The organism is Pseudomonas sp. GW456-L13 (genome assembly GCF_017350115.1).
Taxonomy (GTDB): Bacteria; Pseudomonadota; Gammaproteobacteria; order Pseudomonadales; family Pseudomonadaceae; genus Aquipseudomonas; species Aquipseudomonas jessenii.
In genome coordinates, this window is sequence record NZ_JACNAS010000001.1 from 64,877 (window position 1) to 91,202 (window position 26,326).

At 60.4% G+C, this 26,326-nt stretch carries 19 protein-coding genes and 2 pseudogenes; 6 read left to right on the plus strand and 15 right to left on the minus strand.

What is annotated here, in order from left to right; genetic code table 11:
• Positions 1 to 117 precede the first annotated feature (117 nt).
• The 4 genes from J4D25_RS00315 to J4D25_RS00330 form a co-directional block, all read right to left on the minus strand.
• Positions 118 to 1,143, minus strand: a complete 1,026-nt coding sequence (locus tag J4D25_RS00315; RefSeq protein WP_057714689.1) for a LacI family DNA-binding transcriptional regulator — start codon at positions 1,141 to 1,143, stop codon at positions 118 to 120.
• Between the two features lie 243 nt (positions 1,144 to 1,386).
• Positions 1,387 to 2,028 carry a DUF1345 domain-containing protein gene (locus tag J4D25_RS00320; RefSeq protein WP_057714690.1) on the minus strand — a complete coding sequence of 214 codons (642 nt, stop codon included), beginning with the start codon at positions 2,026 to 2,028 and terminating at the stop codon, positions 1,387 to 1,389.
• A 182-nt stretch (positions 2,029 to 2,210) separates the two neighbouring features.
• Positions 2,211 to 5,309, minus strand: a complete 3,099-nt coding sequence (locus J4D25_RS00325) for an efflux RND transporter permease subunit (RefSeq protein ID WP_057714691.1) — start codon at positions 5,307 to 5,309, stop codon at positions 2,211 to 2,213.
• A 14-nt stretch (positions 5,310 to 5,323) separates the two neighbouring features.
• A complete protein-coding gene (locus tag J4D25_RS00330) occupies positions 5,324 to 6,481 on the minus strand; it encodes an efflux RND transporter periplasmic adaptor subunit (RefSeq protein ID WP_057714692.1) in 1,158 nt (385 codons plus the stop codon).
• Between the two features lie 293 nt (positions 6,482 to 6,774).
• On the opposite strand from J4D25_RS00330, the gene J4D25_RS00335 reads away from it, so the two are divergent.
• Both J4D25_RS00335 and J4D25_RS00340 read left to right on the plus strand, forming a co-directional pair.
• Complete coding sequence (locus J4D25_RS00335; protein WP_057714693.1) at positions 6,775 to 7,476, plus strand: response regulator transcription factor; 702 nt, start codon at positions 6,775 to 6,777, stop codon at positions 7,474 to 7,476.
• 4 nt (positions 7,477 to 7,480) lie between these two features.
• The gene (locus tag J4D25_RS00340; protein ID WP_057714694.1) at positions 7,481 to 8,782 is read left to right on the plus strand and encodes an ATP-binding protein; all 1,302 of its coding nucleotides are present in this window, start codon (positions 7,481 to 7,483) and stop codon (positions 8,780 to 8,782) included.
• A 47-nt stretch (positions 8,783 to 8,829) separates the two neighbouring features.
• Here the strand turns inward: J4D25_RS00340 and J4D25_RS00345 are convergent, their stop codons facing one another.
• The 7 genes from J4D25_RS00345 to J4D25_RS00375 all read right to left on the minus strand — a co-directional run bounded on the left by J4D25_RS00345 (position 8,830) and on the right by J4D25_RS00375 (position 14,545).
• On the minus strand, positions 8,830 to 9,591 hold the full coding sequence (locus J4D25_RS00345) for a hypothetical protein (RefSeq protein WP_057714695.1): 762 nt from the start codon (positions 9,589 to 9,591) through the stop codon (positions 8,830 to 8,832).
• Positions 9,591 to 10,073 carry an RNA polymerase sigma factor gene (locus tag J4D25_RS00350; protein WP_371318492.1) on the minus strand — a complete coding sequence of 161 codons (483 nt, stop codon included), beginning with the start codon at positions 10,071 to 10,073 and terminating at the stop codon, positions 9,591 to 9,593. Before J4D25_RS00350 ends, J4D25_RS00345 begins: the two co-directional genes overlap by 1 nt.
• Positions 10,074 to 10,139: 66 nt before the next feature.
• The gene (locus J4D25_RS00355; protein WP_057714697.1) at positions 10,140 to 10,682 is read right to left on the minus strand and encodes a tetratricopeptide repeat protein; all 543 of its coding nucleotides are present in this window, start codon (positions 10,680 to 10,682) and stop codon (positions 10,140 to 10,142) included.
• A 905-nt stretch (positions 10,683 to 11,587) separates the two neighbouring features.
• Positions 11,588 to 12,541 (minus strand): D-2-hydroxyacid dehydrogenase family protein, encoded by a 954-nt coding sequence (locus J4D25_RS00360; RefSeq protein WP_057714698.1) that lies wholly within the window; start codon positions 12,539 to 12,541, stop codon positions 11,588 to 11,590.
• Positions 12,542 to 12,554: 13 nt separating this feature from the next.
• A complete protein-coding gene (locus J4D25_RS00365; protein WP_057714699.1) occupies positions 12,555 to 13,580 on the minus strand; it encodes an alpha/beta fold hydrolase in 1,026 nt (341 codons plus the stop codon).
• Between the two features lie 84 nt (positions 13,581 to 13,664).
• Positions 13,665 to 14,099 (minus strand): YqaA family protein, encoded by a 435-nt coding sequence (locus J4D25_RS00370; RefSeq protein WP_057714700.1) that lies wholly within the window; start codon positions 14,097 to 14,099, stop codon positions 13,665 to 13,667.
• On the minus strand, positions 14,099 to 14,545 hold the full coding sequence (locus tag J4D25_RS00375; RefSeq protein WP_057714701.1) for a DUF411 domain-containing protein: 447 nt from the start codon (positions 14,543 to 14,545) through the stop codon (positions 14,099 to 14,101). Before J4D25_RS00375 ends, J4D25_RS00370 begins: the two co-directional genes overlap by 1 nt.
• Positions 14,546 to 14,930: 385 nt before the next feature.
• On the opposite strand from J4D25_RS00375, the gene J4D25_RS00380 reads away from it, so the two are divergent.
• On the plus strand, positions 14,931 to 15,461 hold the full coding sequence (locus tag J4D25_RS00380) for a hypothetical protein (protein WP_057714702.1): 531 nt from the start codon (positions 14,931 to 14,933) through the stop codon (positions 15,459 to 15,461).
• Between the two features lie 47 nt (positions 15,462 to 15,508).
• Here J4D25_RS00380 and J4D25_RS00385 read toward each other — a convergent pair.
• Positions 15,509 to 16,438: pseudogene (locus tag J4D25_RS00385) on the minus strand (aldo/keto reductase); the annotation flags it as partial.
• Here J4D25_RS00385 and J4D25_RS00390 point away from each other — a divergent pair.
• Positions 16,433 to 16,618, plus strand: a pseudogene (locus J4D25_RS00390) (LysR family transcriptional regulator); the annotation flags it as partial. The pseudogenes J4D25_RS00385 and J4D25_RS00390 sit on opposite strands and share 6 nt — an antisense overlap.
• Positions 16,619 to 16,919: 301 nt before the next feature.
• Entirely contained in the window at positions 16,920 to 17,108 is a 189-nt protein-coding gene (locus J4D25_RS00395; RefSeq protein WP_057714704.1) for a hypothetical protein, read from the plus strand.
• Positions 17,109 to 17,116: 8 nt separating this feature from the next.
• Here J4D25_RS00395 and J4D25_RS00400 read toward each other — a convergent pair whose 3' ends face one another.
• Entirely contained in the window at positions 17,117 to 17,488 is a 372-nt protein-coding gene (locus J4D25_RS00400) for a hypothetical protein (protein ID WP_057714705.1), read from the minus strand.
• 249 nt (positions 17,489 to 17,737) lie between these two features.
• Here J4D25_RS00400 and J4D25_RS00405 point away from each other — a divergent pair, with 249 nt between their 5' ends.
• Positions 17,738 to 20,086 (plus strand): acylase, encoded by a 2,349-nt coding sequence (locus J4D25_RS00405; RefSeq protein WP_057714706.1) that lies wholly within the window; start codon positions 17,738 to 17,740, stop codon positions 20,084 to 20,086.
• A gap of 56 nt (positions 20,087 to 20,142) precedes the next feature.
• Here J4D25_RS00405 and J4D25_RS00410 read toward each other — a convergent pair whose 3' ends face one another.
• Together J4D25_RS00410 and J4D25_RS00415 are read right to left on the minus strand one after the other, a co-directional pair.
• Positions 20,143 to 21,144 (minus strand): FecR family protein, encoded by a 1,002-nt coding sequence (locus J4D25_RS00410; protein WP_057714707.1) that lies wholly within the window; start codon positions 21,142 to 21,144, stop codon positions 20,143 to 20,145.
• Between the two features lie 216 nt (positions 21,145 to 21,360).
• Complete coding sequence (locus J4D25_RS00415) at positions 21,361 to 26,193, minus strand: dermonecrotic toxin domain-containing protein (RefSeq protein ID WP_057714708.1); 4,833 nt, start codon at positions 26,191 to 26,193, stop codon at positions 21,361 to 21,363.
• Positions 26,194 to 26,326: the final 133 nt, after the last annotated feature.

Below are 26,326 nucleotides of genomic sequence, written 5' to 3' on the forward strand. Positions count from 1 at the left end.
TCTGTCGGGCCTCATCGCGGGCAAGCCCGCTCCCACAGTGTTTTGTGTCGTACATAAATGTTGTGTACCCCAGAAATTCCTGTAGGAGCGAGCTTGCTCGCGATGGGGCCAGCCCAGTCATCTAAAAACGCCAAGGGTCGACCCCCGCACAACCAGCTGCGGCGAAAAATCCAGCGTCCGCACCGCCCCGTCATCCCCTCGCAACCGCTTGAGCAAACACTCGAACGCACTCGCGCCAATCTCGGTGGTCGGCTGGGCCAAAGCGGTGATGCCACTGCCCACCAACGGATACCAATCCAGGTCATCCAGGGCTATCAGCCCCACGTCTTCAAACAGATTGCACTTGAGCTCACGCAAGGCATGGGTGCTGGCCAGCGCCGCGATCCCGTTCGCGCAAAACAGCGCTTTCGGACCGGGGCCTGGCGTGTCGAGGAAGTTTTTCAGGTGCGCAGTCAGTTCGCTGCCGGTCTCAATCATCGTGCCGCGCAGGGCCGGGCGCTGTGCGATCTGTGCCTTGAAACTGCTGACCCGCTCGATCCGCGAACTGGTGCCGTCAAACGGCTCTGTCACCAACAGCACGTCGCGATAGCCGCGTTCTTCAAGGTGGGCAAGGGCCATCTCTACAGCCGCCGGGTTATCCAGGCCGACCATGTCACTCTCAAGATGCTCGACTTTGCGGTCCACCAACACCAGAGGCATTTCCCGGTGCAGTTCATGCAACTCGTCACGGTGATGGCCGAGGGTGTTCACGATCAGGCCTTCGATGTTGTACGAGCGCAGCAGGGCCAGGTGCTGGCGTTCCTGCTCGTCGTCGCGATCGGTGTTGCACACCACCAGGCTATAGCCGTGTTGACGGCAGGCGGTTTCCACCCCGTGCATCACGGCAATCGAATATGGGTTGCGGATATCGGCCACCAGCATGCCGATCAGGCGGGTGCGCCCCCGTTTCAGGCCACGGGCCATCTGGTTCGGGCGATAACCCAGTTCGGCAATGGACTGTTCGATGCGCTGGGCAATGGCATCGGAGAGCAGGGCGCGGTCTTCGCCGATGAACCGCGAAACGCTGGCCTTGGAGACCTTGGCGTGTTCGGCCACGTCGAGCATGGTCACGCGGCTGCGCTGGGCGGCGGAGAAATCGTTCACGGTCTGAAACCTTCTTATTGGATTTATAGGGTCGAGTGGTTCGTGAGATCCACCTGAAACCGGTTTCAGAAGACACCAAAAGCCAATTCGCCGTCAAGCCCCGAATGATGGATTGTCGAACAACGACCGAGAAGTGGCCGTCAGGCCAACACGCTCAACCATGCCGAACCCAGCAGCAACAGCGCCACACCGCCCCATTTAACGTCCGCTCCGAGGGCGATGACTAGAACGTTTGTGCAGCGTTCAGTTGAACAGCCCGGCGGCAATATTAATCGAAAACCCGAGAATGGCCGTGTTGAACAGAAAACCGATCAACGACTGCGCCAGCACGATCTTGCGCAATTCCCGTGTCGCCACGCCGACATCCGAGGTCTGCACCGCCACGCCGACGGTGAACGAGAAGTACAAAAAGTCCCAATAGTTGGGCGTTGTCAGGCCTTCAGCAAAACGCAACGCCGGCTCCTTGCCTTCCCAGGTGTAAAACAGGCGCGCGTAGTGCACGCTGAAAATCACCCCGATCAGCAGCCACGAACCGATCACCGTCAAAGCGGTGAAGCCGTAGTGCAGCAGTTTGCGGGTGGTTTCCAGGTCTTTGCCGCCGGCCAGTTCGAGGGTGATGGCTGCCAGGCTGGCAATTGCCGCAACGCACACCACGAACAGCACCAGCCCGGCGTTCTCGTCCTCGATTTCGGCAATGCGTTTCACATCAGTCGCTTTCGAACGCACGACGAGCCAGGACATCAGGATCAGGTAAGTCCAGACCCCGGCATTCCAGCCGATGAGGATTTTGCCGATGACCGAATCGGCCGGAACCAGGATACCCGCCGCGATACCGAGCGTCGTGGCGGCGGACAGGCGAGGGTGGGTGTGGCTGAGGTAGGGCATGAGCGCTCGATGGGTCGGAGTATTGCAAACACCTTAGCCCAGGTAAGCACAATCTTGAAATCACCGGGATCCCCTGTGGGAGCGAGCTTGCTCGCGATGAGGCTGTCACATTCAACATCCATGTTGACTGTTACACCGCTATCGCGAGCAAGCTCGCTCCCACAGGTAATCGGTGGTGTTGGTTAGATGTTTTTATGGCGCTTGCGCACCAGCTTCATCACCACCACAAAAAACACCGGCACGAACACCACGGCCAGCGTCGCGGTGATCATCCCGCCGATCACCCCGGTGCCGATGGCCTGCTGGCTCGCCGAACTGGCGCCGGTGGCGATGGCCAGCGGCACCACGCCGAGGATGAACGCCAGGGAGGTCATGACAATCGGCCGCAACCGCAGGCGTGCTGCTTGCAGGGTCGCGTCGATCAGGTCGTGGCCGTCGTCGTACAGGCTCTTGGCGAACTCGATGATCAGGATCGCGTTCTTCGCCGACAGGCCGATGATGGTGATCAGCCCGACCTTGAAGAACACGTCGTTGGGCATCCCGCGCAAGGTCACGGCCAGCACCGCGCCGAGTACGCCCAGCGGCACCACCAGCAGCACCGAGGTGGGGATGGACCAGCTCTCGTACAACGCCGCCAGGCACAGGAACACGATCAACAGCGACAGCCCCAGCAGGATCGGCGCCTGGCTGCCGGACAACCGTTCCTGCAACGACAACCCGGTCCATTCCTGGCCCAGGCCCGCCGGGCCTTGCGCCACCAGCCGCTCGATCTCGGCCATGGCCTCGCCGGTGCTGTGCCCCGGGGTCGGTTCACCGGAAATGCTGATCGCCGGGTAGCCGTTGTAGCGGGTCAACTGCGCCGGGCCCTGAGTCCACCTGGCCTGTACGAAGGCTGACAAAGGCACCATTTTTTCGTGGGTGTTGCGCACGTGAATCTTCAGCAGGTCTTCCACCTGACTGCGCTGGTCGCCCTCGGCCTGCACCACGACGCGCTGCATCCGCCCCTGATTGGGGAAGTCGTTGATGTAGGCTGAGCCCACGGCCGTGGACAGCACATTGCCGACGTCGGCAAATGACACCCCCAGTGCGTTGGCCTGCTTGCGGTCGACGACCAGTTGCACCTGCGGTGCCTCGGCCAGGGCACTTTCGCGCACGTTCATCAGGATCGGGCTTTTTTCGGCTGCCGCGAGTAACTCGGTGCGCGCTTGCATCAACTTCTCATGGCCGAGACCCCCGCGATCCTGCAGGCGGAACTCGAATCCGCTGGACGTACCCAGGCCATCCACGGGCGGCGGCAGTACGGCAAACGTCACCGCGTCCTTGATCTGGCTGAGGGCGACGTTGGCCCGGTCGGCAATCGAAGCCGCCGAGTCGTCGCTGCCTCGCTCGGACCAGTCTTTGAGCGTGCTGAACGCCAGCGCCGCATTCTGCCCGCTGCCAGAGAAGCTGAATCCGAGAATCACCACGCTGTCCCGAATGCCTGGTTCCCCGGCGTTGTGCGCTTCAACTTGCTCGGCCACCTGCACCGTGCGGTTCTTGCTCGCACCCGGTGGCAACTGGACGTCGGTGATGGTGTAACCCTGGTCTTCCACCGGCAGGAACGAGGAGGGCAAGCGACTGAAGGCCAAGCCCAGGCCGATCAGCAGCACGCCGTAGATCAGCAGGTAGCGCCCGGTACGTTTCAACGCATAGGCGACCCAGCCCTGATAGCGCTCCGTCAGTTGTTCGAAGCGACGGTTGAACCAGCCGAAGAACCCGGTCTTTTCGTGGTGCTCGCCTTTGGCAATCGGCTTGAGCAGTGTCGCGCACAGGGCCGGGGTCAAGGTCAGGGCGAGGAAGGCCGAGAACAGGATCGAGGTGGCCATCGACAGCGAGAACTGCTGGTAAATCACCCCGACCGAACCCTGCATGAACGCCATCGGAATGAACACAGCGACCAGCACCAGAGTGATGCCGATGATGGCCCCGGTGATCTGCTGCATGGCCTTGCGCGTGGCTTCCTTGGGCGACAAGCCCTCGGTGGCCATGATCCGCTCGACGTTTTCCACCACCACGATGGCGTCGTCCACCAGAATGCCGATGGCCAGCACCATGCCGAACATGGTCAGCACGTTGATCGAAAACCCCAGCGCCAGCATTGTCGCAAAGGTGCCCATCAGCGCCACCGGCACCACCAGCGTCGGAATCAGCGTGTAGCGGATGTTCTGCAGGAACAGGAACATTACCGCGAACACCAGCAGCATCGCCTCGAAGAGGGTGTAGACCACTTTGGTGATCGAGACCTTGACGAAGGGTGAGGTGTCGTACGGTATCGAGTACTCGACGTTCGCCGGGAAATAGCGCTTGAGTTCGTCCATCTTCGCCCGCACCAGGGTTGCGGTGTTCAGGGCGTTGGCGCCGGGCGACAGTTGCACGGCGACGGCGGTGGACGGTTTGCCGTTCAGGCGCGTGGAAAACTGGTATTCCTGGCTACCGATCTCGACCCGCGCCACATCGCTGATGCGCACGGTCGAGCCGTCCGGGTTGGCCTTGAGGACGATGTCGGCAAACTCTTCGGGGGTCGACAACTGGCCCTTGACCAGAATGGTCGCGGTGATTTCCTGGGTGGTGCGGGTTGGCAGGTCACCGATGCTGCCGGCCGACACCTGGGCGTTTTGCGCGACGATGGCGGTGTTGACGTCCGCCGGCGTCAGGTTGAAGGCGAGCAGTTTCTGCGGGTCGATCCAGATCCGCATCGCCCGTTCGGCACCGTACAGTTGCGCCTTGCCGACGCCGTCCAGACGCTTGACCTCGTTCATCACGTTGCGCGCCAGGTAATCGCTGAGCGCCACGTCGTCGAGCTTGCCGTCGCTGGAGGTCAGGGTGATCAGCAGCAGGAAGCCGGAGGAGACTTTCTCCACCTGCAAACCTTGCTGGATGACCGCTTGTGGCAGGCGAGACTCCACGGCTTTCAGGCGGTTCTGCACATCCACCTGAGCCAGTTCCGGGTTAGTGCCCGGCTGGAAGGTGGCCTTGATGGTGGCGCTGCCCAGGCTGCTCTGGGATTCGAAATACAACAGGTGATCGGTGCCGTTGAGCTCTTCCTCGATCAGGCTGACCACGCTCTCGTCCACGGTTTGCGCCGAAGCGCCGGGGTACACGGCGTAGATTTCGATTTGTGGCGGTGCAACATCGGGGTATTGCGCCACCGGCAATTGCGGAATGGCCAGCGCACCGGCCAGCAGGATGAACAGGGCAACCACCCAGGCGAACACCGGGCGGTCGATAAAGAACTGCGGCATAAAAAGCGTCCTGCTTACTGACCAGTCGCCTGGGCAAGTGGAAGAGGGGTGTCGTCGATCTGCACTTTCTCGCCGGGGCGGGCGTGCTGCAGCCCTTCGATGACGATGCGGTCACCTGCCTTCAGGCCTCCGGTGACGATCCAGCGATCGTTCTGCACGGCACCCAGTTCGACCGGTCGCTGCCCGACCCGCTGTTCGGCGTCGAGCAGCAGCACCTGGGCGATGCCGGCGCTGTCGCGCTGGATGGCCCGTTGCGGCACGCTGATGCCCTGCTGGTTGATCGCTTGTTCCAGGCGTACGCGCACGAAACTGCCGGGCAGCAAGTCGAGGTCGGGGTTGGGGAACTCGCTGCGCAGGATGATCTGGCCGGTGCCCGGGTCGACGGTGATATCGCTGAACAGCATTTTGCCCGGCAGCGGGTAGAGGCTGCCGTCATCCTGAATCAACGTGGCCTTGGCCTGGTCCTGGCCGACCTGCTGCAACTGACCTGAGCGGAAGGCGCGGCGCAGTTCGTTGAGTTCGCGGGTGGACTGGGTCAGGTCGGCATGAATCGGGTTCAGTTGCTGAATCAGCGCCAGGGGCGTGGTTTCGTTTTGTCCGACCAGTGCGCCTTCGGTGACCAGTGCGCGACCGATACGCCCGGAAATCGGCGCGGTGACCGTGGCGTAACCGAGGTTCAACCGGGCACGTTCCACCGCCGCCTTGTTGCCGGCGACGTCGGCAGCGGTCTGCCGGGCGTTGGCCCGGGCGTTGTCGTAGTCCTGGCCGCTGATGGCCTTGTCGTCGATCAACCGGGCGTAGCGCTGTTCCTGCAATCTGGCCTGGAACGCGTTGGCTTCAGCCTTGCGCAACGCGGCTTCGGCGCTGTCCAGGTCAGCCTTGAACGGCGCCGGGTCGATGCGGAACAACACTTCGCCCTGTTTCACGTCACTGCCTTCACGGAAGGTGCGCTGCAAGACAACGCCAGCCACCCGGGCACGCACTTCGGCCATGCGCGGTGCGGCAATCCGCCCGCTCAGTTCACTGCTGATGGTCAGTGGCCGCGCTTCGATGGTCTCGATGCGAACTGTGGCCAGCGGCGCCTGTTCCTCGGCATTCGAGGACTTGTCACACGCGCCCAGTGTCAACGCCAGTGCAATCAGGCTGAGCCTGGCAAGCAGATTCTTCGACATGTAATACCCCAATAAAGACCCCCAGCATCCTACTGGGCGAAGGCGAGGGTAGCGGTGAAGCTTTGTTGGTGCTGTGTGAAATTGTGTAAGGGTTTTACTCAGGTGTGCGTGAGGGCGTATATCCTGCAGTCCTTGATTTCTATTGCGCCGGATAGATTGCCATCGCGAGCAAGCTCGCTCCCACCGGAATTTGATGTGAACACGAATGTTGTGAACACCACCGACCACTGTGGGAGCGAGCTTGCTCGCGATGGCGGCATATCTGGCGCCACGGCTCTTTCTGGAAACACCCCATGCCCAACATCCTCCTGGTCGAAGACGACACCGCCCTCGCCGAACTGATTGCCAGTTACCTGGAACGCAACGGTTATTCCGTCAGCGTGATCGGTCGCGGTGACCATGTGCGCGAACGTGCGCGGCTCAATCCGCCGGACCTGGTGATCCTCGACCTGATGCTGCCCGGCCTCGACGGCTTGCAAGTCTGTCGCCTGCTGCGCGCCGATTCGGCGACCCTGCCGATCCTGATGCTCACCGCCCGCGACGACAGCCACGACCAGGTCCTGGGCCTGGAAATGGGGGCCGACGACTACGTCACCAAACCCTGCGAGCCGCGGGTGCTGCTGGCCCGGGTGCGGACCTTGTTGCGCCGCAGCAGCCTCAGCGAGCCGCAGACTGCCAACGACCGCATTCTGATGGGCAACCTGTGCATCGACTTGTCCGAGCGCACCGTCACCTGGCGCGGGCAATTGGTGGAATTGTCCAGCGGCGAGTACAACCTGCTGGTGGTGCTGGCCCGGCATGCCGGAGAGGTGTTAAGTCGCGACCAGATCCTGCAACGCTTGCGCGGCATCGAATTCAATGGCACCGACCGTTCGGTGGACGTGGCGATTTCCAAGCTGCGACGCAAGTTCGACGACCACGCCGGCGAGGCGCGCAAGATCAAGACCGTGTGGGGCAAGGGTTACCTGTTCAGCCGATCCGAGTGGGAATGCTGAGCCGATGTTCAGAATCCTCTTTCGTTTGTACCTGGTGACCATCGTCTCGTTCAGCGCGGCGATCTATCTGGTGCCGGATCTGGTGGTCAAGGTGTTCCAGGAACGCTTTGTCACCTACAACCTCGATTACTCGCGAGGGCTGCAAACGCTGATCGTCAAACAGTTCCATGGGGTCCCGGCCGAACAGTGGCCGACCCTGGCCGCTGAAATGGACAAGGACTTCTCTCCTCTGCACATCGTGCTCAGTAGCAATGACGACAGCAGCCTGACGCCCGATGAACAGCAGCGCTTGCGCCGCGGCGAGAACGTCGTGCGCGTGGGCGACTGGGGCTGGCGCACGCTGGCGGTCGCGCCGCTGAATGAGCGCACCGTGGTGCAAATGGTCGTGCCACCGGATCCGCTGGACGTCAATCTGTTGTACTGGAGCATCAACGTCCTGATCGGCGCGACCATGCTCGCGTGCCTGTTGTTGTGGCTGCGCCCGCACTGGCGTGATCTGGAGCGCCTCAAGGGCGCCGCCGAACGCTTTGGCAAGGGCCACTTGGGCGAGCGCACGCAAATTCCCCCGAGTTCCAACATCGGCAGCCTGGCCAGTGTGTTCGACACCATGGCCGGCGACATCGAGAACCTGCTCAACCAACAGCGAGACTTGCTCAATGCGGTGTCCCACGAGTTGCGCACGCCGCTGACGCGCCTGGATTTCGGCCTGGCGCTGGCCCTGTCCGACGACTTGCCGGCGGCCAGCCGCGAGCGCTTGCAAAGCCTGGTGGCGCACATTCGGGAACTCGATGAATTGGTGCTGGAGCTGCTGTCCTACAGCCGCCTGCAAAACCCGGCGCGGCTGCCGGAGCAGGTCGAAGTGTCGATGGATGAATTCATCGACAGCATTCTCGGCAGCGTCGACGAAGAAATGGAATCTCCGCAAATCGTCATCGACGTGTTGCTCCACGGCCAGCTCGAACGCTTCAGCCTGGACCCGCGCCTGACCGCCCGAGCCCTGCAAAACCTGCTGCGCAACGCCATGCGCTATTGCGAGAAGCGTATTCAGATCGGTGTGCAGGTCTATGCCAGTGGCTGTGAAATCTGGGTCGACGATGATGGCATCGGCATTCCGGATGACGAACGCGAACGGATCTTCGAACCGTTCTACCGCCTCGACCGCAGCCGCGACCGCGCCACGGGTGGTTTCGGACTGGGACTGGCGATCAGCCGCCGAGCACTGGAAGCCCAGGGCGGCACGTTGACGGTGGAAGCCTCGCCGCTGGGCGGGGCACGGTTTCGTTTGTGGTTGCCGGCTTCAGCCTGACGCGCTTCGCAGGCGCTGCCGCAGCGCCTGCGTTGTGCCAAGGATTCTCAGGTGCTCAGGCGACTACGCAGCAGTTTCGCCATCTCCTCCAGGTCCGCCATCGGCTGATGCCCGATCAGCATCCAGGCGTGTTCCATGTCAGCCCAATACACGATGTTCAGCTCGCGCCGCTGTTCCCGGGCGAAATGGCGGCTGCCGCTGTTGGAGCGGGTAACACACAGCGCCATGGGGCCGTGGGCCGGATCGAGGTAGGTGATCTGGGCGATGGGTGCACCGTCGTACTCGAGTATTTGCGCGCGCCTGAACTCGGCACGGGGCAGGCTCAGTTTTGCCGGCGCGAGGTTGAGGCCCAGACGCGCATCGATCGTGCGCAGTTGTGCCCGTTGGGCAGCTTCATCGCCGGGCAGGTGATCCAGGGTTTCCGGCACATAGAGCGCCATGTAATCGGCCACCAGGCCGCGCCAGCTATGTGACTGTTGGCTCGCTTGCCAGCCGAGGAACAAACGGTCCGCCAGCACGCCGCCGGCCAACAGCCCGGCCGCGGCGGCCAGGAACCAGCGTCGATTGAGCCCGGGGCGGGCGGGTGAGGGCATTGTGGCGAGCATGGTTTGCAGGCGATCGACCGGCGCCTGTCGGGTCAGTTCATCGTAGGCGTCCTTGAACGGCAGGCTGCTGCGATCCAGCCATTGCAGGCGCAGGCCGAGCATCGGGTCGGCGCTGATGGCCGCGTCGATGCGCGAGCGCTGCTCGGCATCGAGTTGGTTGTCGAGGTAAGCCACCAGTTGTTCGTCCGAGGGTATCGCGTTCATCAATGTTCTCCTCGGTTAGGGGTGGGCACCGTGTGCAACGGTGGATATTCGGCCAGTTTCGCCCGAGCGGCGGCCAGGCGACTCATGACGGTGCCGATGGGCACTTGCAGCACCTCGGCGACTTCGCGGTAGGACAAGCCTTCGACATAGGCGAGAAACACCGTTTCGCGCTGGGCCTCGGGCAAGGCATCGACGCGGCGGATGACCTGCGCTGCCAACACGTGGGTTTGCGCCACGGATTCTCCATCGAACGACAAGGCCTGATCAGCGTCTACCTGGCCCTGCCCCTGGCGCACCCGCCGGGCGCGGACCTCGTTGAGCCAGATCGAATGCAGAATGCTCAGCAGCCAGTGGTCCATGCGCGTTCCCTGCACGTATTGCCCGGCCCGTTCCAGCGCCCGCAGGCAAGTGGCTTGCACCAGGTCATCGGCGACATGCCGTTGCCGGGACAGCAGCAGTCCGTAGCGCCATAAACGCGCCAGATGCTGGTTCAGTTCCGTTCGTATTGCCTGATCGCTGGCGATGGCGACCTCCGTCCGCTCGGGTTGTCAGGTTTTCGATGAACCGTTGATGGCTTCGGCCAGGTCCTGGTACTCCTCGCACTGGGTACTGCCACAGATGGATTCGATCTGCCGCAGTTGCTCCTGTGCAAGATCCAGCCGGCCTTTGACTACATAGGCTTCGCCGAGGTATTCGCGGACCTGCGCATATTGCGGGTCTAGTTTCACCGATTGCAGGTAATAGCCGATGCCTTCGTCGGTACGTCCCAGTTTACGCGTGGCGTAGCCGCGATAGTTCAACGCTTTTGCGGTATTTGGCTGTTTCAGCGTGTCGAGCAGGGCCAGGGCTTCTTCATAACGCCCGTCCTTGGCCAGTCGATAGGCATAGTTGGTACGGTCTTCGTCTGGCACCAGGCTACTGGTCTGCCGGACGCAACGTTTCGATTTGCTGTCGAACACCTGACCTTTCGGGCAGTTGGGTCTGATGGGCGCGTCGTCGTCCCCGCCACCGCCGTTGGCCAGGGCGAGGGAACCGGACAACGCAACGGCCAGCAACAGAGGGGGCGTCAGAACAGCAAAACGAATATTCATGGGCTTTGCTCCAGAGCTTCATGGGTTCAGATCAGGACGCGTCCCGCCAGACGCAGTGCAAGGTTGATGTGACGAGAACACCGCAGCATGAACAATTATTCGTTACGCCCTGATGGTGTTTTCAAGGAAAACTCATATCGGGGCGGATGCATGGTTTTTGTGCCTTGTGCAGCGTTGTGTGCGCCAAAGAGTCCCTGTGGGAGCGAACTTGCTCGTGATGCGGAGTGTCATTCGACATTGACATCGACTGATACACCGCTATCGCGAGCAAGCTCGCTCCCACAGAGGAATTGTGCCGGGCACAATTACTGTGTTCGCCAATGTAGCTCTGTGGGAGCGAGCTTGCTCGCGATGCGGAGTGCCATTCGACGTTGATGGCGACTGAGCCTCCGCTATCGCAAGCGAGCTTGCTCCCACAGAGGATTTGTGCCGGGCAAAATTGCTGCGTCCTCCGATGTAACCCTGTGGGAGCGAGCTTGCTCGCGATGCGGAGTGTCATTCGACGTTGATGGCGACTGAGCCTCCGCTATCGCAAGCAAGCTTGCTCCCACAGAGGATTTGTGCCGGGCACAATTACTGCGTTCGCCGATGTAACCCTGTGGGAGCGAGCTTGCTCGCGATGCGGAGTGTCATTCGACGTTGATGGCGACTGAGCCTCCGCTATCGCAAGCAAGCTTGCTCCCACAGAGGATTTGTGCCGGACAAAATTGCTGCGTCCTCCGATGTAACCCTGTGGGAGCGAGCTTGCTCGCGATGCGGAGTGTGATTCGACGTTGATGGCGACTGAGCCTCCGCTATCGCAAGCAAGCTTGCTCCCACAGAGGATTTGTGCCGGGCACAATTACTGCGTTCGCCGATGTAGCCCTGTGGGACCGAGCCTGTTCGCGATGAACGATGACGCGGTATCAACCCAGCAAACGAATCGGAGCACCCGCCGACCAGGCCTGAATGTCCTCGATCATTTGCAAGAAAAACAGCCGGTAGTTCTGTTGGCTCACGTACCCGACATGGGGCGTCGCCAGTACATTGTCCAGGGTCCGGAACGGATGGTGGGCGGGCAGCGGTTCCTGCTCGAAGACGTCCAGGGCGGCACCGGCCAGCCGTTGTTTCTGCAGCGCCTTGATCAGCGCCGCTTCATCGACAATGGGGCCACGCGCGGTGTTCACCAGCAGCGCCGAGGGCTTCATCCAGCCAAGGGCTTGTGCGTCCACCAGACCGCGACTGCGCTCGCTGAGCACCAGGTGCACCGACAGCACGTCGGCCTGTTCGAACAGCTCCTGTTTGCTGACACGGGTCACACCGACCTGTGCCGCGCGTTCGGCGGTGAGGTTTTCACTCCAGGCGATGACGCGCATGCCGAACACCTGACCGAACTGCGCGACTCGCTGGCCGATGCTGCCCAGACCGAGGATGGCCAGTGTCTTGCCATGCAAGTCGCCACCCAGGCCTTGTTGCCATTGGCCGGCGCGCAGGGCATTGGCCTCGACCACCAGGTTGCGGGTCGCGGCCATGATCAGCGCCCAGGTCAGTTCCGGTGCGGCGTGTTTGTAGCTGTCGGTACCGCTGACCTGAATACCCAGCGCGGCAGCGGTTTTCAGGTCCAGGGCCGCGTTGCGCATACCGCCGGTCACCAGCAGCTTGAGCTTGGGCAAGCGCCTCAGCAGGTCTTCATCGAAGCGGGTGCGCTCGCGCATCACGCAGATCACCTCGAACCCGGCCAGGCGCTCGGCCAGGGATGAGGTATCGGTGGGGTAGTCATGGAGAAAACTTACCTCACCGACGCTGTCCAGTGCCGACCAGTCCACTACATTGCGCGCCACATCCTGCCAATCATCGATCACTGCAATCTGCACAGGCATCAGCCTTTCCTCTTCAATGCACGGGGTTGGTCTTGCTCAGCCAGGCGAGCAGGGCCTGGTGGAATCGGGCCGGTTCTTCCATCTGCGGCGCGTGGCCCATGCCAGGGAATTCGACCAGCGTGGACTGGGGAATCAGCCCGGCTATCTGTTTGCCGAGGACGTCGTAGTGCCCGATCTTCGCCTTGACCTCGGGAGGGGCGATGTCACTGCCGATGGCGGTGGTGTCGGATGTTCCGATCAACAGCAGGGTCGGCATCTTCAGGTTCTGGAATTCGTAAAACACCGGTTGCGTGAAGATCATGTCGTAGATCAGTGCCGAGTTCCACGCGACTTGCGTATGTCCCGGGCCTTTGTTCAGACCGGCGAGCATGTCGACCCAACGATCGAACTCCGGCTTCCAGCGACCGCCGTAATAGGTGGTGCGTTCGTAGTTGCGGATACCCTCGGCACTGAGTTTGAGTTCGCGCTCGTACCATTGATCAACCGTGCGATAGGGCACACCGAGGGCTTTCCAGTCTTCCAGGCCGATGGGGTTGACCAGCGCCAGTTGCTCGACCTGTTCGGGGTATTGCAAGGCGTAGCGAGTGGCGAGCATGCCGCCGGTGGAATGCCCCAGCAGGGTGGCTTTCTGGATGCCCAGCGCCTTGAGCAATTGCTGGGTATTCGTCGCCAGTTGCTGGAAGCTGTACTGATAGTGCGCCGGCTTACTGGAGGTGCAGAAGCCGATCTGGTCCGGGGCGATGACCCGATAGCCGGCGTCGCTGAGGGCTTTGATCGAGGTGTCCCAGGTGGCGCCGCAGAAATTCTTGCCGTGCATCAGCACCACGCTGCGGCCATTGGCCTTGCCGTGGGCGGCGACGTCCATGTAACCCATTTGCAGGGATTGGCCCTGGGAATCAAAGGCAAAGTGCTTGAGCGTGTAGGGGTAGTCGAAACCTTGCAACTCGGGGCCGTATTGCGGCCCTTCGGCGTGGGCGATGACGGGCAGGACGGCGGTCAGTAACAGGCTGGGTAACCAGCGGGAGAAGGGGCGCGACATCGGAGAGCTCCATGGGAATCCGCCTATATTGGATCGACACGATTAGGGCGGCATTAATCACAGGCAATCGCCGCCCTTGAAGGTTCAACCCATCCAGCCCAAAGTCGCCAACGCCAGCACGCTGTAGCGGGCGCCTTTGGCCAGGGTGACGATCAGCAGGAAGCGCCCCAGCGGCTCGCGCATTACCCCGGCGACCAGCGTCAGCGGATCGCCGATCACCGGCAGCCAACTGAGCAGCAATGACCAATGGCCGTAGCGTTGGTAATGAAGCCGGGCCTTTTCCAGATGCCGGGGGCTCACCGGAAACCAGCGTCGGTCGCGGAACCGCTCGATCCCGCGCCCCAGCCACCAGTTGATTAGCGAGCCCAGAACGTTGCCGAACGTTGCCACCGCCAGCAGTGCCCAGAGCCAATAGCGATCGCTGAGCAGCAGTCCGACCAGCACGGCTTCGGATTGCAACGGCAGCAGCGTGGCGGCACCGAATGCCGCGAAAAACAATCCGAAGTACGCGCCGGACATCAATGGGCGGGGTAGTCCGCAACCACCACGTCAGTGCCGTCCTTTTTCAGGCCGATGACCTGATAGGCATCGCTCATGCCGTCCATTTCCATGCCGGGCGAACCCATGGGCATGCCGGGGGCCGCGACGCCCAGCAGATCGTCGCGTTTGCTCAAGGCCAGGACCTGATCGGCCGGGACATGGCCTTCAACGAATTTGCCATTGATCAATGCGGTGTGGCACGACGCCAGGCGTGGCGGCACGCCGTGCTGTTGCTTGAATTCGCTCATGCTGGCTTCTACGTGGTCATCGACCTTGAAGCCATTGGCCTCCAGGTGGGTGATCCATTTTTTGCAGCAACCACAATTGGCGTCGCGATGAACCTCGATCGGAATGAGGTCGGCGGCCTGGACCAGGGAAGACATGAACAGGGCGCTCAGGGCGATCAGACGCAGAGGGTTTCGCATGGGATTCGTCTCGGCTAACGGGCAAAAAAACGCATTCTGACCATTTTTATGGGTCAGGCATTCAAGGAGTGTTTCCAGTTGCTACAAGATAGGCCATTCAATGATGGTAGATCAACGCTGTCAGGGAGATGAGGGGGACATTACAAAATTGTCAGCTTGAAATGTGGAGGGTAAGTATTGGTGTTGATATAAACCAACTATCCGCCCTGTACGAAAAGTCTGAAAGACTATTCATCAATCTTCCGAAGTCCAATAAACATGAAGTTTTACAGCATGTATCTTAATTGTACGAAAATTGTTAAAGCGCTGAATTAAAGTTTGGTGGCGTTAGTGCTCCGGCCGATACTTCTGACCTTCTAACTTGATCAAAAAGAAGGAGTTTTCAATGACTATCGGTTATACCGGCGCCTGGACCCCGAAGGCGGGCTTGTTGGTTCGAGATACCGCCAGCAGATCAAAGCCTGTTCCCCAGAGCGTCAAGGTCAGGCAGATGCTTGACCTGGTGGGCAACAATCCAGTTGAACTGGATACAGTCAAGATGGACAAGATGAAATTGCGCAAGCAGATGAAGGGTTTTGATCCCACTAATATTTCAGTCAAATCCATGGGCAGTCTCAGTGTCTTACTGAAAGAACGCGGCCTGATCAGTGATGTGACGGCGGTCACGCTGAGCAATGCCGGTGACAAGTTCGACCGGTTTGGCATCAAGGACCCTGATGCGAAGTTCAATGCACTGGAATATTTCGCGACGCAACTGGAGAACATCCAGAACAACAATCTGAAGGGTAACAAGTACGCCAATTACTTGGTTCCCGAGTTCAAGAAAGCGATCTACGTGCTGCAAAACCTGGAAACTTATGGCAAAAGCAACGGCCCCATGGTGAGGCCGGGCACTGTTCTCTCGGACGAAGCCTGACGCCCTGTTGCCCGGCCCGCCCGGTTCATTGAGCGGGCCGGCGACCCTTAGCGGTCGAGCAGCTTCATGACTTCTTCCGGATAACGCAGGCCAGCGGTGGCATTCGCCGCAAAGACCGCTTCCAGCGCGTGCAGTTCTTCGGCGCTCAGCGTCACCTCCAGAGCGGCCACGTTTTCTTCCAGGTATTTACGTTGCTTGGTGCCCGGAATCGGAATCAGGTAATCACCCTGGGCCAGCACCCACGCCAGCGCCAGTTGGCCCGCCGTCACGCCTTTTTCTGCCGCCAGCGCTTGTACCTGTTGCACCAGCAGCAGGTTTTTCGCGAAGTTTTCGCCCTGAAATCGCGGGCTGAAACGACGGTAATCGTCGGCCACGAAATCATCCGGACTTTTCAACGCGCCGGTCAGAAACCCTCGGCCCAATGGGCTATAAGGCACAAAGGCGACGCCCAGGCGTTGGCAGGCGGCCAGGCAACCGTTTTCTTCCTGATCGCGGCTCCACAGTGAGTACTCGCTTTGCAACACACTGATCGGATGAACCTTGTGCGCTCGTTCCAGGGTCGCCGCCGAGGCCTCGCTCAAGCCCAGATAACGCACCTTGCCGGCACTGACCAGTTCGGCCATGGCGCCGACGGTTTCTTCGATGGCCACCTGCGGGTCGATTCGGTGTTGGTAATACAGGTCGAGGGTGTCCACGCCCAAACGCTTCAACGTGCCGTCGATGGACTGGCGAATGTATTGCGGCCGACCGTTGACGCCACGGGCGGTGGGGTTGGCCGGATCGCGGACGATCCCGAACTTGCTGGCCAGGAACACCTGATCGCGCTTGCCGGCAATGGCCTTGCCGATCAGCTCTTCATTGGTGTGCGGGCCATACATATCGGCGGTATCGAGCAGGTTGACGCCCAGTTCCAGCGCGCGATGCAGGGTGGCCGTGGCTTCGCGGGCGTCGGTGCCGGTGGTGTAGAAATCCGGCAACTGGAGGAGGGGCGTTTGTGTGAAGTGCTGAGGGAAGTGCCGCCACCGGGCATGCCGATGACGGCGCTTTATCCGCCGCACCGCCAGTTATCCCGGCGGGTGCGTGTGTTCGTCGATTGGTTGGTGGAACTGTGCGCCCAGCCGGGCAATGACTTTTACCGAAAGGATTCAGGCCGTTGAGCCACTGTTAACGATGTGGGTAGTAACCTGGTCCGCCATGGTTGGCATAGTGATCGTGATGCCCGCCCCCGTGGGGGAAAACAATGCATCCGCTCAGGGTCAGGATGGCCAGCAGGGGAATCAGCAATGTGATTCGACACAACATTTGAAAGTCCTCATGGTTATCGCCGCAATGAAGCCAAAACTCTTCATCGGCTGTAACATGAGGCCCCGCTTGTAGCCGCTTATCCCCGAAACAGGGTAAGCGCTTGGCATGCGCGTCGATACAAACCGGATACATTTTCAGATTCAGGAACCCGCAATGACTCAGTCGCAACGTTTGAAATACTCGATTCTGATCTCCCTGGTGGTGCTGGGGATCATGTTTGGCCTTTCCTGGTTGCAGAACACCGGCGTCATCAGCGAAAAACTGTTCCAGTACATCGCCATTGGCGTGGCGGTGGTCGTGGTGGTCATCAATGGCGTGATGCGCCGCAAGGTCAAAGTCTGATCATTCGATCATCGGTTACGCAAAATGGCAGCAGCCTGGGGATGCAGGCTGTAGCTCTTGTCGGGGTTGAGGACAATCACGCCTTCGCTGCACAAGCGCTTCAGCACTTCACGCACGCTGAGAAAGGACAGGGGAATATCCAGGTCCAGCAATTGGCTGTGCACGCCACGCACACCAAGGCTGCGGTCGTTTTCGGCGGCCGTCAGCAGGGCATCGATGACTTTCAGGCGGATCAGACTGGTTCGAAGGCCAAAGCTTTTGAGCAGGACCCTGATCCGCTCGTTGCCGTGGCGATCGGTACGCGGCTCGAATACGCCGACTCCCATGGAAGTACCCTTTGGCGCGTTGCTACCGTCCGTTGGCAGTTGCGAGTTGTACATTGCAAAACTCCTTTCAGAGCCTGATCAGGAAAAAATGGGCGCTCTTACAGCATTAGACGTATGAGCAGCCCGAATCATGAAGGCTCGAATGTAGAAATTTTGTCGCCATCGCGTGATCAACCTGTCAGACGCATTGGGCGTTGCGCAGTAATCTCTAAAATTTTTGTAGTGAGCTTCGTCCCTACAGGGAGGCCCGGTGCGCGTGGGTATGCGCAGCCGTGACCATCGTTTTTTCGATCAGGAGCGAGCGTGATTATTTCCAGCCAGTTAACCAGGTTGAGCCTGGTGGGTGTGACTCTGGGGTTGAGCCTGGGGCTGAGCCTTGCGACGAGTGCGAGTGATACGCCTGCGCAAACGAGCGCCGAGATCCGCCGCACCGGTTTCGGCGTGCCGCACATCCGCGCCGACAACGAGCGCGGGCTCGGCTACGGCATCGGCTATGCCTACGCCCAGGACAACCTGTGCCTGTTGGCCAACGAAATCACTACGGTCAACGGTGAACGTTCGCGGTACTTCGGGCCGGATCAGTTCACCGTCGAAGAGCGCGAGAACCTGGCCAGCGATGTATTTTTCACCTGGCTGAACACTCCGCAAGCCGTCGCCGGTTTCTGGCAGGCCCAGACCCCGCCAGTGCGTGAGTTGGTCGAAGGCTATGTGGCGGGGTACAACCGCTCCTTGAGCGAGCGTCGCGTCCAGGGATTGCCGCCGCAGTGCCAGGGAGATTGGGTGCGCGACATTACCACGTCGGATCTGGTCAAGCTGACCCGGCGCCTGTTGGTCGAAGGTGGCGTCGGCCAGTTTGCCGAAGCCCTGGCCGCTGCCACGCCGCCCCAGGCCGTGGCCCGGGCGTCGAGCGCACAGGCGGCGTTCCAGGTGGCTGCTACGCGGATGCAGCGTTTTGCCCTGGACCGTGGCAGCAACGCCGTCGCGGTCGGCAGCGAGCGTTCCTTCAACGGACGCGGCATGTTGCTGGCCAATCCGCACTTTCCGTGGGTGGGCGGCATGCGTTTTTATCAGATGCACCTGACCATTCCCGGCAAACTGGACGTGATGGGCGCGGCGTTGCCCGGCCTGCCGGTGATCAACATCGGTTTCAATCAACATCTGGCCTGGACCCACACCGTGGATTCGTCCAGGCATTTCACGCTGTATCGCCTGCAGCTCGATCCCAAGGATTCGACTCGTTACCTGCTCGACGGCCAGTCCTTGCCGATGGACAAGCAGACCGTGACCGTCAACGTCAGGCAGGCGGACGGGCAGGTCCGGGCAATTTCCCACGAGGTCTACAGCTCGAAATTCGGTCCGGTGGTGCAATGGCCGGGAAAACTGGATTGGGATCATCAATACGCCTACAGCCTGCGCGACGCCAATCTGGATAACGACCGGGTTCTGCAGCAGTGGTACGCGATGAACCGCGCTGAAAACCTCAAGGATTTCCAGGCTTCCGTGCACGAGATCCAGGGCATTCCGTGGGTCAATACGCTGGCAGCGGACGATCAGGGGCAGACGCTGTACATGAACCTCTCGGTGGTGCCCAACGTCAGTGTCGACAAGCTGGCGCAATGCAGCGATCCGCGCGTTGGCTTGCAGATGATCATTCTCGACGGCTCCAACAGCGCCTGTGCCTGGGACATCGACCCGCAGGCTGCACAACAGGGTATCTATGCTGCGGACAAGTTGCCGCAATTGCTACGCAAGGACTTTGTCCAGCACTCCAACGACTCGGCATGGATGGCCAACCCGGCGCAACCGCTGACCGGCTATTCGCCGTTGATCAGCCAGGACAGTCAGCCACTGGGGCTGCGCTCGCGCTTTGCCCTGGACCGTTTGAGCGCGCAGGCCCAGGCCGGCAAGGTCGAGGCAGCGGACTTGCAACACATGGTCATGGACGATCGGGTTTATCAAGCCAGCCTAGTGATGCCGGACCTGCTGCAATTCTGCGCGGCGGATCTCGGTACCGATGTCAAAACGCTCGCGCCACTGTGCGCCAGCCTCAAGGCCTGGGACCGCAACGCCAACCTGGGCAGCGGTCTGGGCTTTGTGCACTTCCAGAATGTCATGGAGGCGTTGGAGTCGGTGCCGGACGTATGGCGTGTGGCATTCGATCCGCGGGATCCGCAACATACCCCACGGGGCCTGGCAGTCGATCACCCGCAGGTGGCGAAGGCGCTACGGGCAGCGATGCTGGCTTCGGCTGAACAGGTCAAGGCGGCAGGACTCAAGCCGGACAGTCGCTGGGGCGATATCCAGGTGGTCAGCAGCGGCGGACAACAGACACCGATCCACGGCGGGCCGGGAACGTTGGGGGTCTATAACGCGATCCAGAGCGTACCGCGCAGCGATGGCAAGCGCGAAGTGGTCAGCGGCACGAGCTACCTGCAAGTGGTGACCTTTGACGAAAACGGACCGCAGGCCAAAGGGCTGCTGGCATTCTCGTTGTCCAGCGACCCGGCCTCGAAGTATTCACGGGACCAGACGCAGGCCTTTTCCAGGAAGCAATGGAGCGTGCTGCCTTTCACCGAGCAACAGATCCTGTCCGATCCGGACTATCAGGTGCAGACGATCCGCCGGCAGGATGCCAAAGTGGCCGCGCAGTAAGGTAGTGGAGTTTTGCATGAACGCTGAAGGCCGCCTCCGCAAGGGTGGCGGCCTTTTCAGCTTTTCGGGGAGATTTGTGGAATCGCGTTGACCACCAGATTGCCGTTCTGGTTACGGGTCAGGTAGACCGGCAGGACCCGCGGCAAGGACTTTACCAGGCCGTTGATCTCTTTGATGTTGTAGATGCCGCCGATATGGATCGAGCCGGTGCTGTGGTCAGCCACCATCAACGGTTTATCCAGGTAGCGATTGATCAAGGGCAGCGCATCGCTCAAGGCCAGATCGTCGAGCACCAGCTTGCCCTGGCGCCAAGCCAGCGAGCTGTCATTGTCATAGGTCTGGCTGATGCGGGGAATGAAGTCGCCGCGGCGATAACTGGCCTGCATCGCCGGGCCAAGGCGCAAACCGTCGCCTTGCAGGTCGGCGTTGCTGCTGACCAGTACCGAACCTTCGATCAGGTTGACCTTGACCTGGTCTTCATACATCCAGACGTTGAATTGGGTGCCGGTCACGCGAATCCGGCCTTCGGCGGCCTTGACCACGAAGGGGTGGCGGGTGTCATGGCTGACCCTGAAGAAGGCTTCGCCTTTATCCAGCGTGACTTGCCGCTGATCCTTGTAGTTGCTGTACGTCAGCTCGCTGCCCAGGTTCAGCTCCACCTGGCTGCCGTCTTTCAACGTGACGGTACGCACATTGTCGGTCGCTTCGAAATGCTGGTACGCGTTCGGTACCCAGCCCAGGTGCCAGCCGCCATAACCGGCCAAAGGCAGTGCCAGGGCACATACCGCCGCGGCAATGGCCAGGCGGCGCCACGGGGTTTCGGGTTGGCGGCGAACCAGCGGCACGACGGGTTCGGGACGAGGCAACTCGCCGGCGACATCCCAGATCTCCAGCATCGCTTCGTACTCGAAGGCATGGAGCGGATGTGCATCACGCCATTGCTCGAACGCCTGGCGCTCTTGCTCGGTGCAGTCACTGGCGTGCAGACGCATGCACCAATGCGCGGCAGCATCGGTGATAGCGTCGAATTCGGCTTCCGAAAGTGTGTGGTCGGTCATTGGCCCTTCCTGATTTCCTGCATTCTAACCTTGGGGGAAGTCTGCGAGAACATCAGTCATGGCATTTAACCATCAATGTGTTGTTTTTTTTCAACGCATCGCCTTTGGAACATCTGTTGTCGAATAAACAGTATCCATAGGGTGCGTGAAAAAAACATCAAGTCAAACACCGTTGTGCTGCGCAGACCCGGGGATCTGCGCGTTGTTACGCCGCGGTCAGGTTTCAGTGGTCGGAGTGACCGGCACCGGGTCCAGTTGCCGGCCCATTTCGCAGATCAAAAAGGCGATCGAGTCGGCATTGTGCAAAATGACATCGGTTCGGAACTTCGATTCCTGCCTGTTTAAAAAAGCTTCCCGTGCCTTATCCATGGTCTGGCTGCCCGTCAGCCGCAAAATGGTCTTGCCAATGTGATAAGAATCCGGAATCGAATCCAGGCTGATCCAGGATTGCAGGCCACTGTTCCAGCGTGCGAACAGTTCCGCTTCCGGCGTTTTCATCGATAAGGCTTCTCGCTGGAAATCCAGCTGAGACTGTTTCTTTGCCGCGCCATAGCCGGTGACCGACGCTACCAGATCGCTGAACGGCAGCCTGGCCTCAAGGTATGCAATGTCAACGGCCCCGGAAAACAAATGAGCGAATTCGTGTATCAGGGTCGCGGCCTGGCTGTGGCCGTCGACATCGAAGGGCTGTGTCAGGCTGGATTTGTACCAGTCGAGTTGTTGATTGAAGAATTTTTCCGTGAAATGCACATTGCGCTGTAGATCCTTGTCCACGACAAACGCGATGAGGTTGTCCTTCGGGTCCCGACTTGAACCCACGATAAAGCGTTGCGAGTTCATCCAGTCTTCATCGGGATCGACCAGCGCGTTGCAGACGGGGACGATGGCCTGTTTGATTTTTTCGAGCAGTGATTTGTCGACCTGACCAACATCAAAGAACTGTTTGAGGAAGGTATCGAGCCGTGTGCCCGGGACGAGTTTCCTGAGTTGCACCAGATTGTGCAGGCTGTTGAACGCATAATAACGAGCCATGTCGATGGCCTGCACGATCATGCAGGCTTTAGCGGGATGCTTTGCCCGGATTTCGTCCATCCCCCGGGCCTCGATGTTCAGGACCGCCCGCGCAACATAGGCGTTGGCATACTGATTGTGCATTTTCGAGACGACTTTGCCGAAGTGAACGGTGTGGAAATCCGGGTCGATGACCAATTGCTTGTCAGGAGTAATCGTTAACACGGGGCCTTCTTCCTTGCCTTTGATCGTTCTCCAGACCGCTCCGGTCTTGTTCACGCCGTACACCTTTCCGGCAATGGCGGCGTAGGTTTTCTTGCTGCCCGCGTCCACATAGGTGCCGTCAGTGCTGTTTTTCGCCAGGTCCTTGAGTTCAACCGTGGTTTCGAACGGTTGCAGCCGGGTGCGCATTGCTGCTGTCGACCGAATCTTCGACCAGGGTTGAGCGATCACGGGGGTGACAGCCGGTGGAGCAACGGCTTCGCCGGTTTCCTGGGCGCTTTCGCCCCATCCTTCAAGTGACAGCCGGCCCAATGACAGGATTTGCGCCGTCCCGGCAATAAACTCGCGCAACGCGGTCATCCAATGATGGTCCTGCAAGGCTTCGGCCGAATTGAGGGCATCCTTGTAGGCCTTCCAAAGAAACTGCACGTACGCGAGTTTGCCCGGCAGCAGGCTTGAAATGCGCTCGATGCCGGCGCCGAACAGGTGTTTAACGGCCTCCCAGTCCGACTGACCGCTAGCGTGTGACTGGCTGGCGAGCATCTTCACCAACAGTTGGGTGTTGTCATGGAACAAATGGGTGAGCAGGTTGCCGCCGATGGGGTTGGACGCAAGGGTGATTTCGCTTGACTGGCCGACGGTGGACTCCAACAGGTTGCGAAACACCGTTTGCTCACTGTCCGGCAGGCGACGTATCAACATGTCCTGCAATGGCCCCGGTGTGTTGAGTGCCGAAACAACGCTGGCCTCATTGTTGAACTCAACGAAGGGTGAACCACCCGGGTGGTAAGGGGCATAGAGGATTTGCGGGCCTGCCTTGCCCGCGCCTGGGCCAATCAGGTACAGGCCCAGTGCCTTGACGGCGGCGGCACCGGTTGTCTTGATCAGTTCCAATGGTCGGGCAATGGCGTGAGCACCTTCTACGGTCGCCCGGGCGATGGCGTCCGGCATGTCGAATACTTGCCGAAGCAAATCGAAAGCGCTGTCGGAAAGTCGTTGCTGCAGTTTCAGTTCGTGCGCGTGTTGCAGCAGTTGCCAGGGCAGTTGCTTGACGAAGCGCAACATCTTGCTTTCGACGTCGGCCGCTTGATTCGACAAGCTGTCCGTGACCTGTTTGGCGTAGTTCTGCGCAATGTCCAGTGATCGCAACAGTTGGCGGACAGCCGCCTGATCCAGATTTCGGGGCAGCGTTTGAGTGGTTGCCGACCCGACCTTGAACCCTGTGCCTTGCGCAATGTTGATGTGCTGCAAGGCGAACTCGGTGAGGCTCCGGGCGGGGCCGACCAGGGCCAGGTCCGGGGTGATTTCGATATTGTCAGGGTCCAGCGCTGTTGCGGGGAAGCGGCTGGCGAGCAACGATTTCAGTGTTTCCTGCACATACGACTTGAGGGGTTTGGTCCCGTGTAAATAGTCTTTGTCCTCAACAACGCTGTGGCGGTATTGCTCCAGCAGTTCAAGGTGCAGTCGCTGCTCTTGCAGCGGAGCCATTCCCAGCCAGGCGGGCAGGGACTGCTGCTGGCTGATCGCCCGGGCAATCGACGTGGCTCTTCCCAGGTTGGTGTTGAGGACCGTTGTGGTCAGGTCTTCAAGGGCTTTTTTCTGCTTCGTGTCGCTCAGGTCGAAAGTACGTACGTGTTCGCAGCGAGCCAAAAAGTGCTCGATGGACGATTGCGCGACCCGTTCCAACACAGACCCTTCAATCAGCCGCAACGGTCCCAGTGAGTATCGTTGGTGAAAGACGCGCTGGGCCGGGGTCAGGTTTTCCAGCAGCGCCAGGCGTTGCTGCGGCTCGAGCAGGCGGCGGTTCAGTTCCAGCCGTGCACGACTGATGGTGTCAAAGACTTCCAGGCCCTCGGCGGGCGTCCACAGGATCGTCCGGCCGGAATGCGAGGGATCGAGTCCGCCACGCTCGGTCACGAGCAGACAATGGGCCAGGGGCAGGACATCCTGCTGGCCGGAGCGCTCCAGCGTCAACGAGTAGGCATCGGGACGGAAACCCTTGAGTGACAGGCGGTTTTGCCGGTCGGGCTGGTCCGGGTTGAAGACTGTTTCGACAATGGCCCGATCCGCATCCCGCAATGTTGCACCAAGCACCCGCAGGCTGGCCTCGCCACGCAGGCCAACGGCAAGTGCATGGGCCAGGCGGGGTTTCATGTTTTCCAGATAGACCCGTTGCAAGGCCAGAGACGCAACCGGTTGTGCTGCAAAATCCGCGTTGATCAGTGTTTCGATGTCGCAGAAGGTTTTGACGAAAGCTGCCGCTGTATCGGCCAGCACGGTGGAGGGATGCTGATTGCCGGATAACACGGGGCGTGTGCTCCAGCGTCCGCCGGCATCCAGCGTCAGCAGTCGCTCGCTGATCATCGAGCGGATATCCAGCGCCTTGTCGAACAGGGCGTGGATGTCCACGTTGCCGTCACTGTGACGGAACACCTGCAGGGCATATTCCATGTTCTGCCGTTGCTTGCTGATGATCCCGTCGAAGAGCTTGGGGAAGATCGCGCCGCCAATCACTTCCCCGGTCACATTCGGCCGGTCAAAACCAATGAAACGCTGGCGTTCATCCAGGCTCAGCAGACCATAGAGTTCATCCTCATGACCGGCCGCACTGAACTTGCTCAGCACCGTATCGCAAAAGTCCTGATAGTTCTCGAGCACCTGCAGGCCTGCGGTGGGCGTGTAGAGAAACGCATTGCCGGCGCTGACCATCAGTGAGCCGGCCAACTCTACATAGTTGGCCTGGTACTCCCACAGACGCACGGTTTCGACCGTCATAGCTTTGTTCGTCCGGCTGGCCGTCGAGATCAACGCGTGCAAGTCCTGGCTTTGCTCAGGGGTGATGATCCCGGCTTCGCGCTTGAGCAGCAGTTGTACCCTCGCCTGGTCGGCGATGGCCTGGCCGAAGAACTGGCGACGCGATGCACCTTCGGTGCTCGCCGCAGCCCAGAAACCTTCGAGCTGCCCGATCAGCAGGCCGATCAGTTGGCGCGAGATTGTCGTGACGGCTGTTTCCCAGAGTGGCTGGTCGGCTTTTGCCGGGGACTTTCCCGGATGGGAAAATTCATGGGACTGCCCGGATGGCCAACGCTGATGGCGATAGTGCAGGAGTACCGCGTCACTCAGGGAAAGGGTGTTGACCCAGCGTCGCGCCGGATGGCTTACGCCCGCATTTTCTGGCGTTGTAGCCAGGTAGAAGTTCACTTGGGTCCGGCTCTGATCTAGACCGGGAAACGACGCCGCCAGACGTTGACTCAGCAATGTGTCGAGCAGAGAGGTCAGGGACGGCAGCGCTTTCAATTCGTCGAGCAGGGCCTGGTCGTTAAGTTGCTGCTGGGTGGAGAGGGTGCTGCGCTGGTCTTCGAACACGTCCCCGTCGATGGTTTGAAAGTCCAGTTCGATGTCGGTGGCGCCCACCACGGCCTTGCGTTGAGACAGCGCCATGAAGGCCAGCAGGTCGTCGTCTTCACCGGCCGCTTTGAGTTGCGTCACCAGCTGTTCGGTCAGGGCCGTACGGTCGGCGAACTTTTTTATTCCCGCGTACGGGGTGTAGAGAATCACGCCATTGTCATCGGGCGTCGCAGTCAGCAAAAAACTGCCGGCCAGCGCCACGGGTTCCAGTCCAGGGATTTTCAGCAGGATTCTCTTCGCCAGCATGGGCGGCGTCTGCTCGTCGCGCAGTGCCTGGGTGGCCAGTTCGATATGGCTGAACCATTCGAAGTCCCTTCGCGTCAGTCCGTGGGTTTGGCCAAGTTCTCTCCAGAGACCGCGCGACATCAGCGCCTCGGGGAAAAACAGCGGAGTTACTGGTGTAGACATCGTCGAGTCTCGTTCTAGGTGCCACTCAATGGCGCCTGTGGATTGAGCATCGAGACTAAAAGCCGGTGCGTTGACGCGGGTGGTAAATAGATAACGCACGGGTCGCGGGCGTTTGTGACAGGGATAGACCTCA

Bases quoted from the DNA above. Each gene is read 5' to 3' on its own strand.
- J4D25_RS00320 (WP_057714690.1), bottom strand. From the start codon at position 2,028: ATGCCCTACCTCAGCCACACCCACCCTCGCCTGTCCGCCGCCACGACG.
- J4D25_RS00325 (WP_057714691.1), bottom strand. From the start codon at position 5,309: ATGCCGCAGTTCTTTATCGACCGCCCGGTGTTCGCCTGGGTGGTTGCC.
- J4D25_RS00330 (WP_057714692.1), bottom strand. From the start codon at position 6,481: ATGTCGAAGAATCTGCTTGCCAGGCTCAGCCTGATTGCACTGGCGTTG.
- J4D25_RS00335 (WP_057714693.1), top strand. From the start codon at position 6,775: ATGCCCAACATCCTCCTGGTCGAAGACGACACCGCCCTCGCCGAACTG.
- J4D25_RS00340 (WP_057714694.1), top strand. From the start codon at position 7,481: ATGTTCAGAATCCTCTTTCGTTTGTACCTGGTGACCATCGTCTCGTTC.
- J4D25_RS00345 (WP_057714695.1), bottom strand. From the start codon at position 9,591: ATGAACGCGATACCCTCGGACGAACAACTGGTGGCTTACCTCGACAAC.
- J4D25_RS00355 (WP_057714697.1), bottom strand. From the start codon at position 10,682: ATGAATATTCGTTTTGCTGTTCTGACGCCCCCTCTGTTGCTGGCCGTT.
- J4D25_RS00360 (WP_057714698.1), bottom strand. From the start codon at position 12,541: ATGCCTGTGCAGATTGCAGTGATCGATGATTGGCAGGATGTGGCGCGC.
- J4D25_RS00365 (WP_057714699.1), bottom strand. From the start codon at position 13,580: ATGTCGCGCCCCTTCTCCCGCTGGTTACCCAGCCTGTTACTGACCGCC.
- J4D25_RS00370 (WP_057714700.1), bottom strand. From the start codon at position 14,099: ATGTCCGGCGCGTACTTCGGATTGTTTTTCGCGGCATTCGGTGCCGCC.
- J4D25_RS00375 (WP_057714701.1), bottom strand. From the start codon at position 14,545: ATGCGAAACCCTCTGCGTCTGATCGCCCTGAGCGCCCTGTTCATGTCT.
- J4D25_RS00380 (WP_057714702.1), top strand. From the start codon at position 14,931: ATGACTATCGGTTATACCGGCGCCTGGACCCCGAAGGCGGGCTTGTTG.
- J4D25_RS00395 (WP_057714704.1), top strand. From the start codon at position 16,920: ATGACTCAGTCGCAACGTTTGAAATACTCGATTCTGATCTCCCTGGTG.
- J4D25_RS00400 (WP_057714705.1), bottom strand. From the start codon at position 17,488: ATGTACAACTCGCAACTGCCAACGGACGGTAGCAACGCGCCAAAGGGT.
- J4D25_RS00410 (WP_057714707.1), bottom strand. From the start codon at position 21,144: ATGACCGACCACACACTTTCGGAAGCCGAATTCGACGCTATCACCGAT.
- J4D25_RS00415 (WP_057714708.1), bottom strand. From the start codon at position 26,193: ATGTCTACACCAGTAACTCCGCTGTTTTTCCCCGAGGCGCTGATGTCG.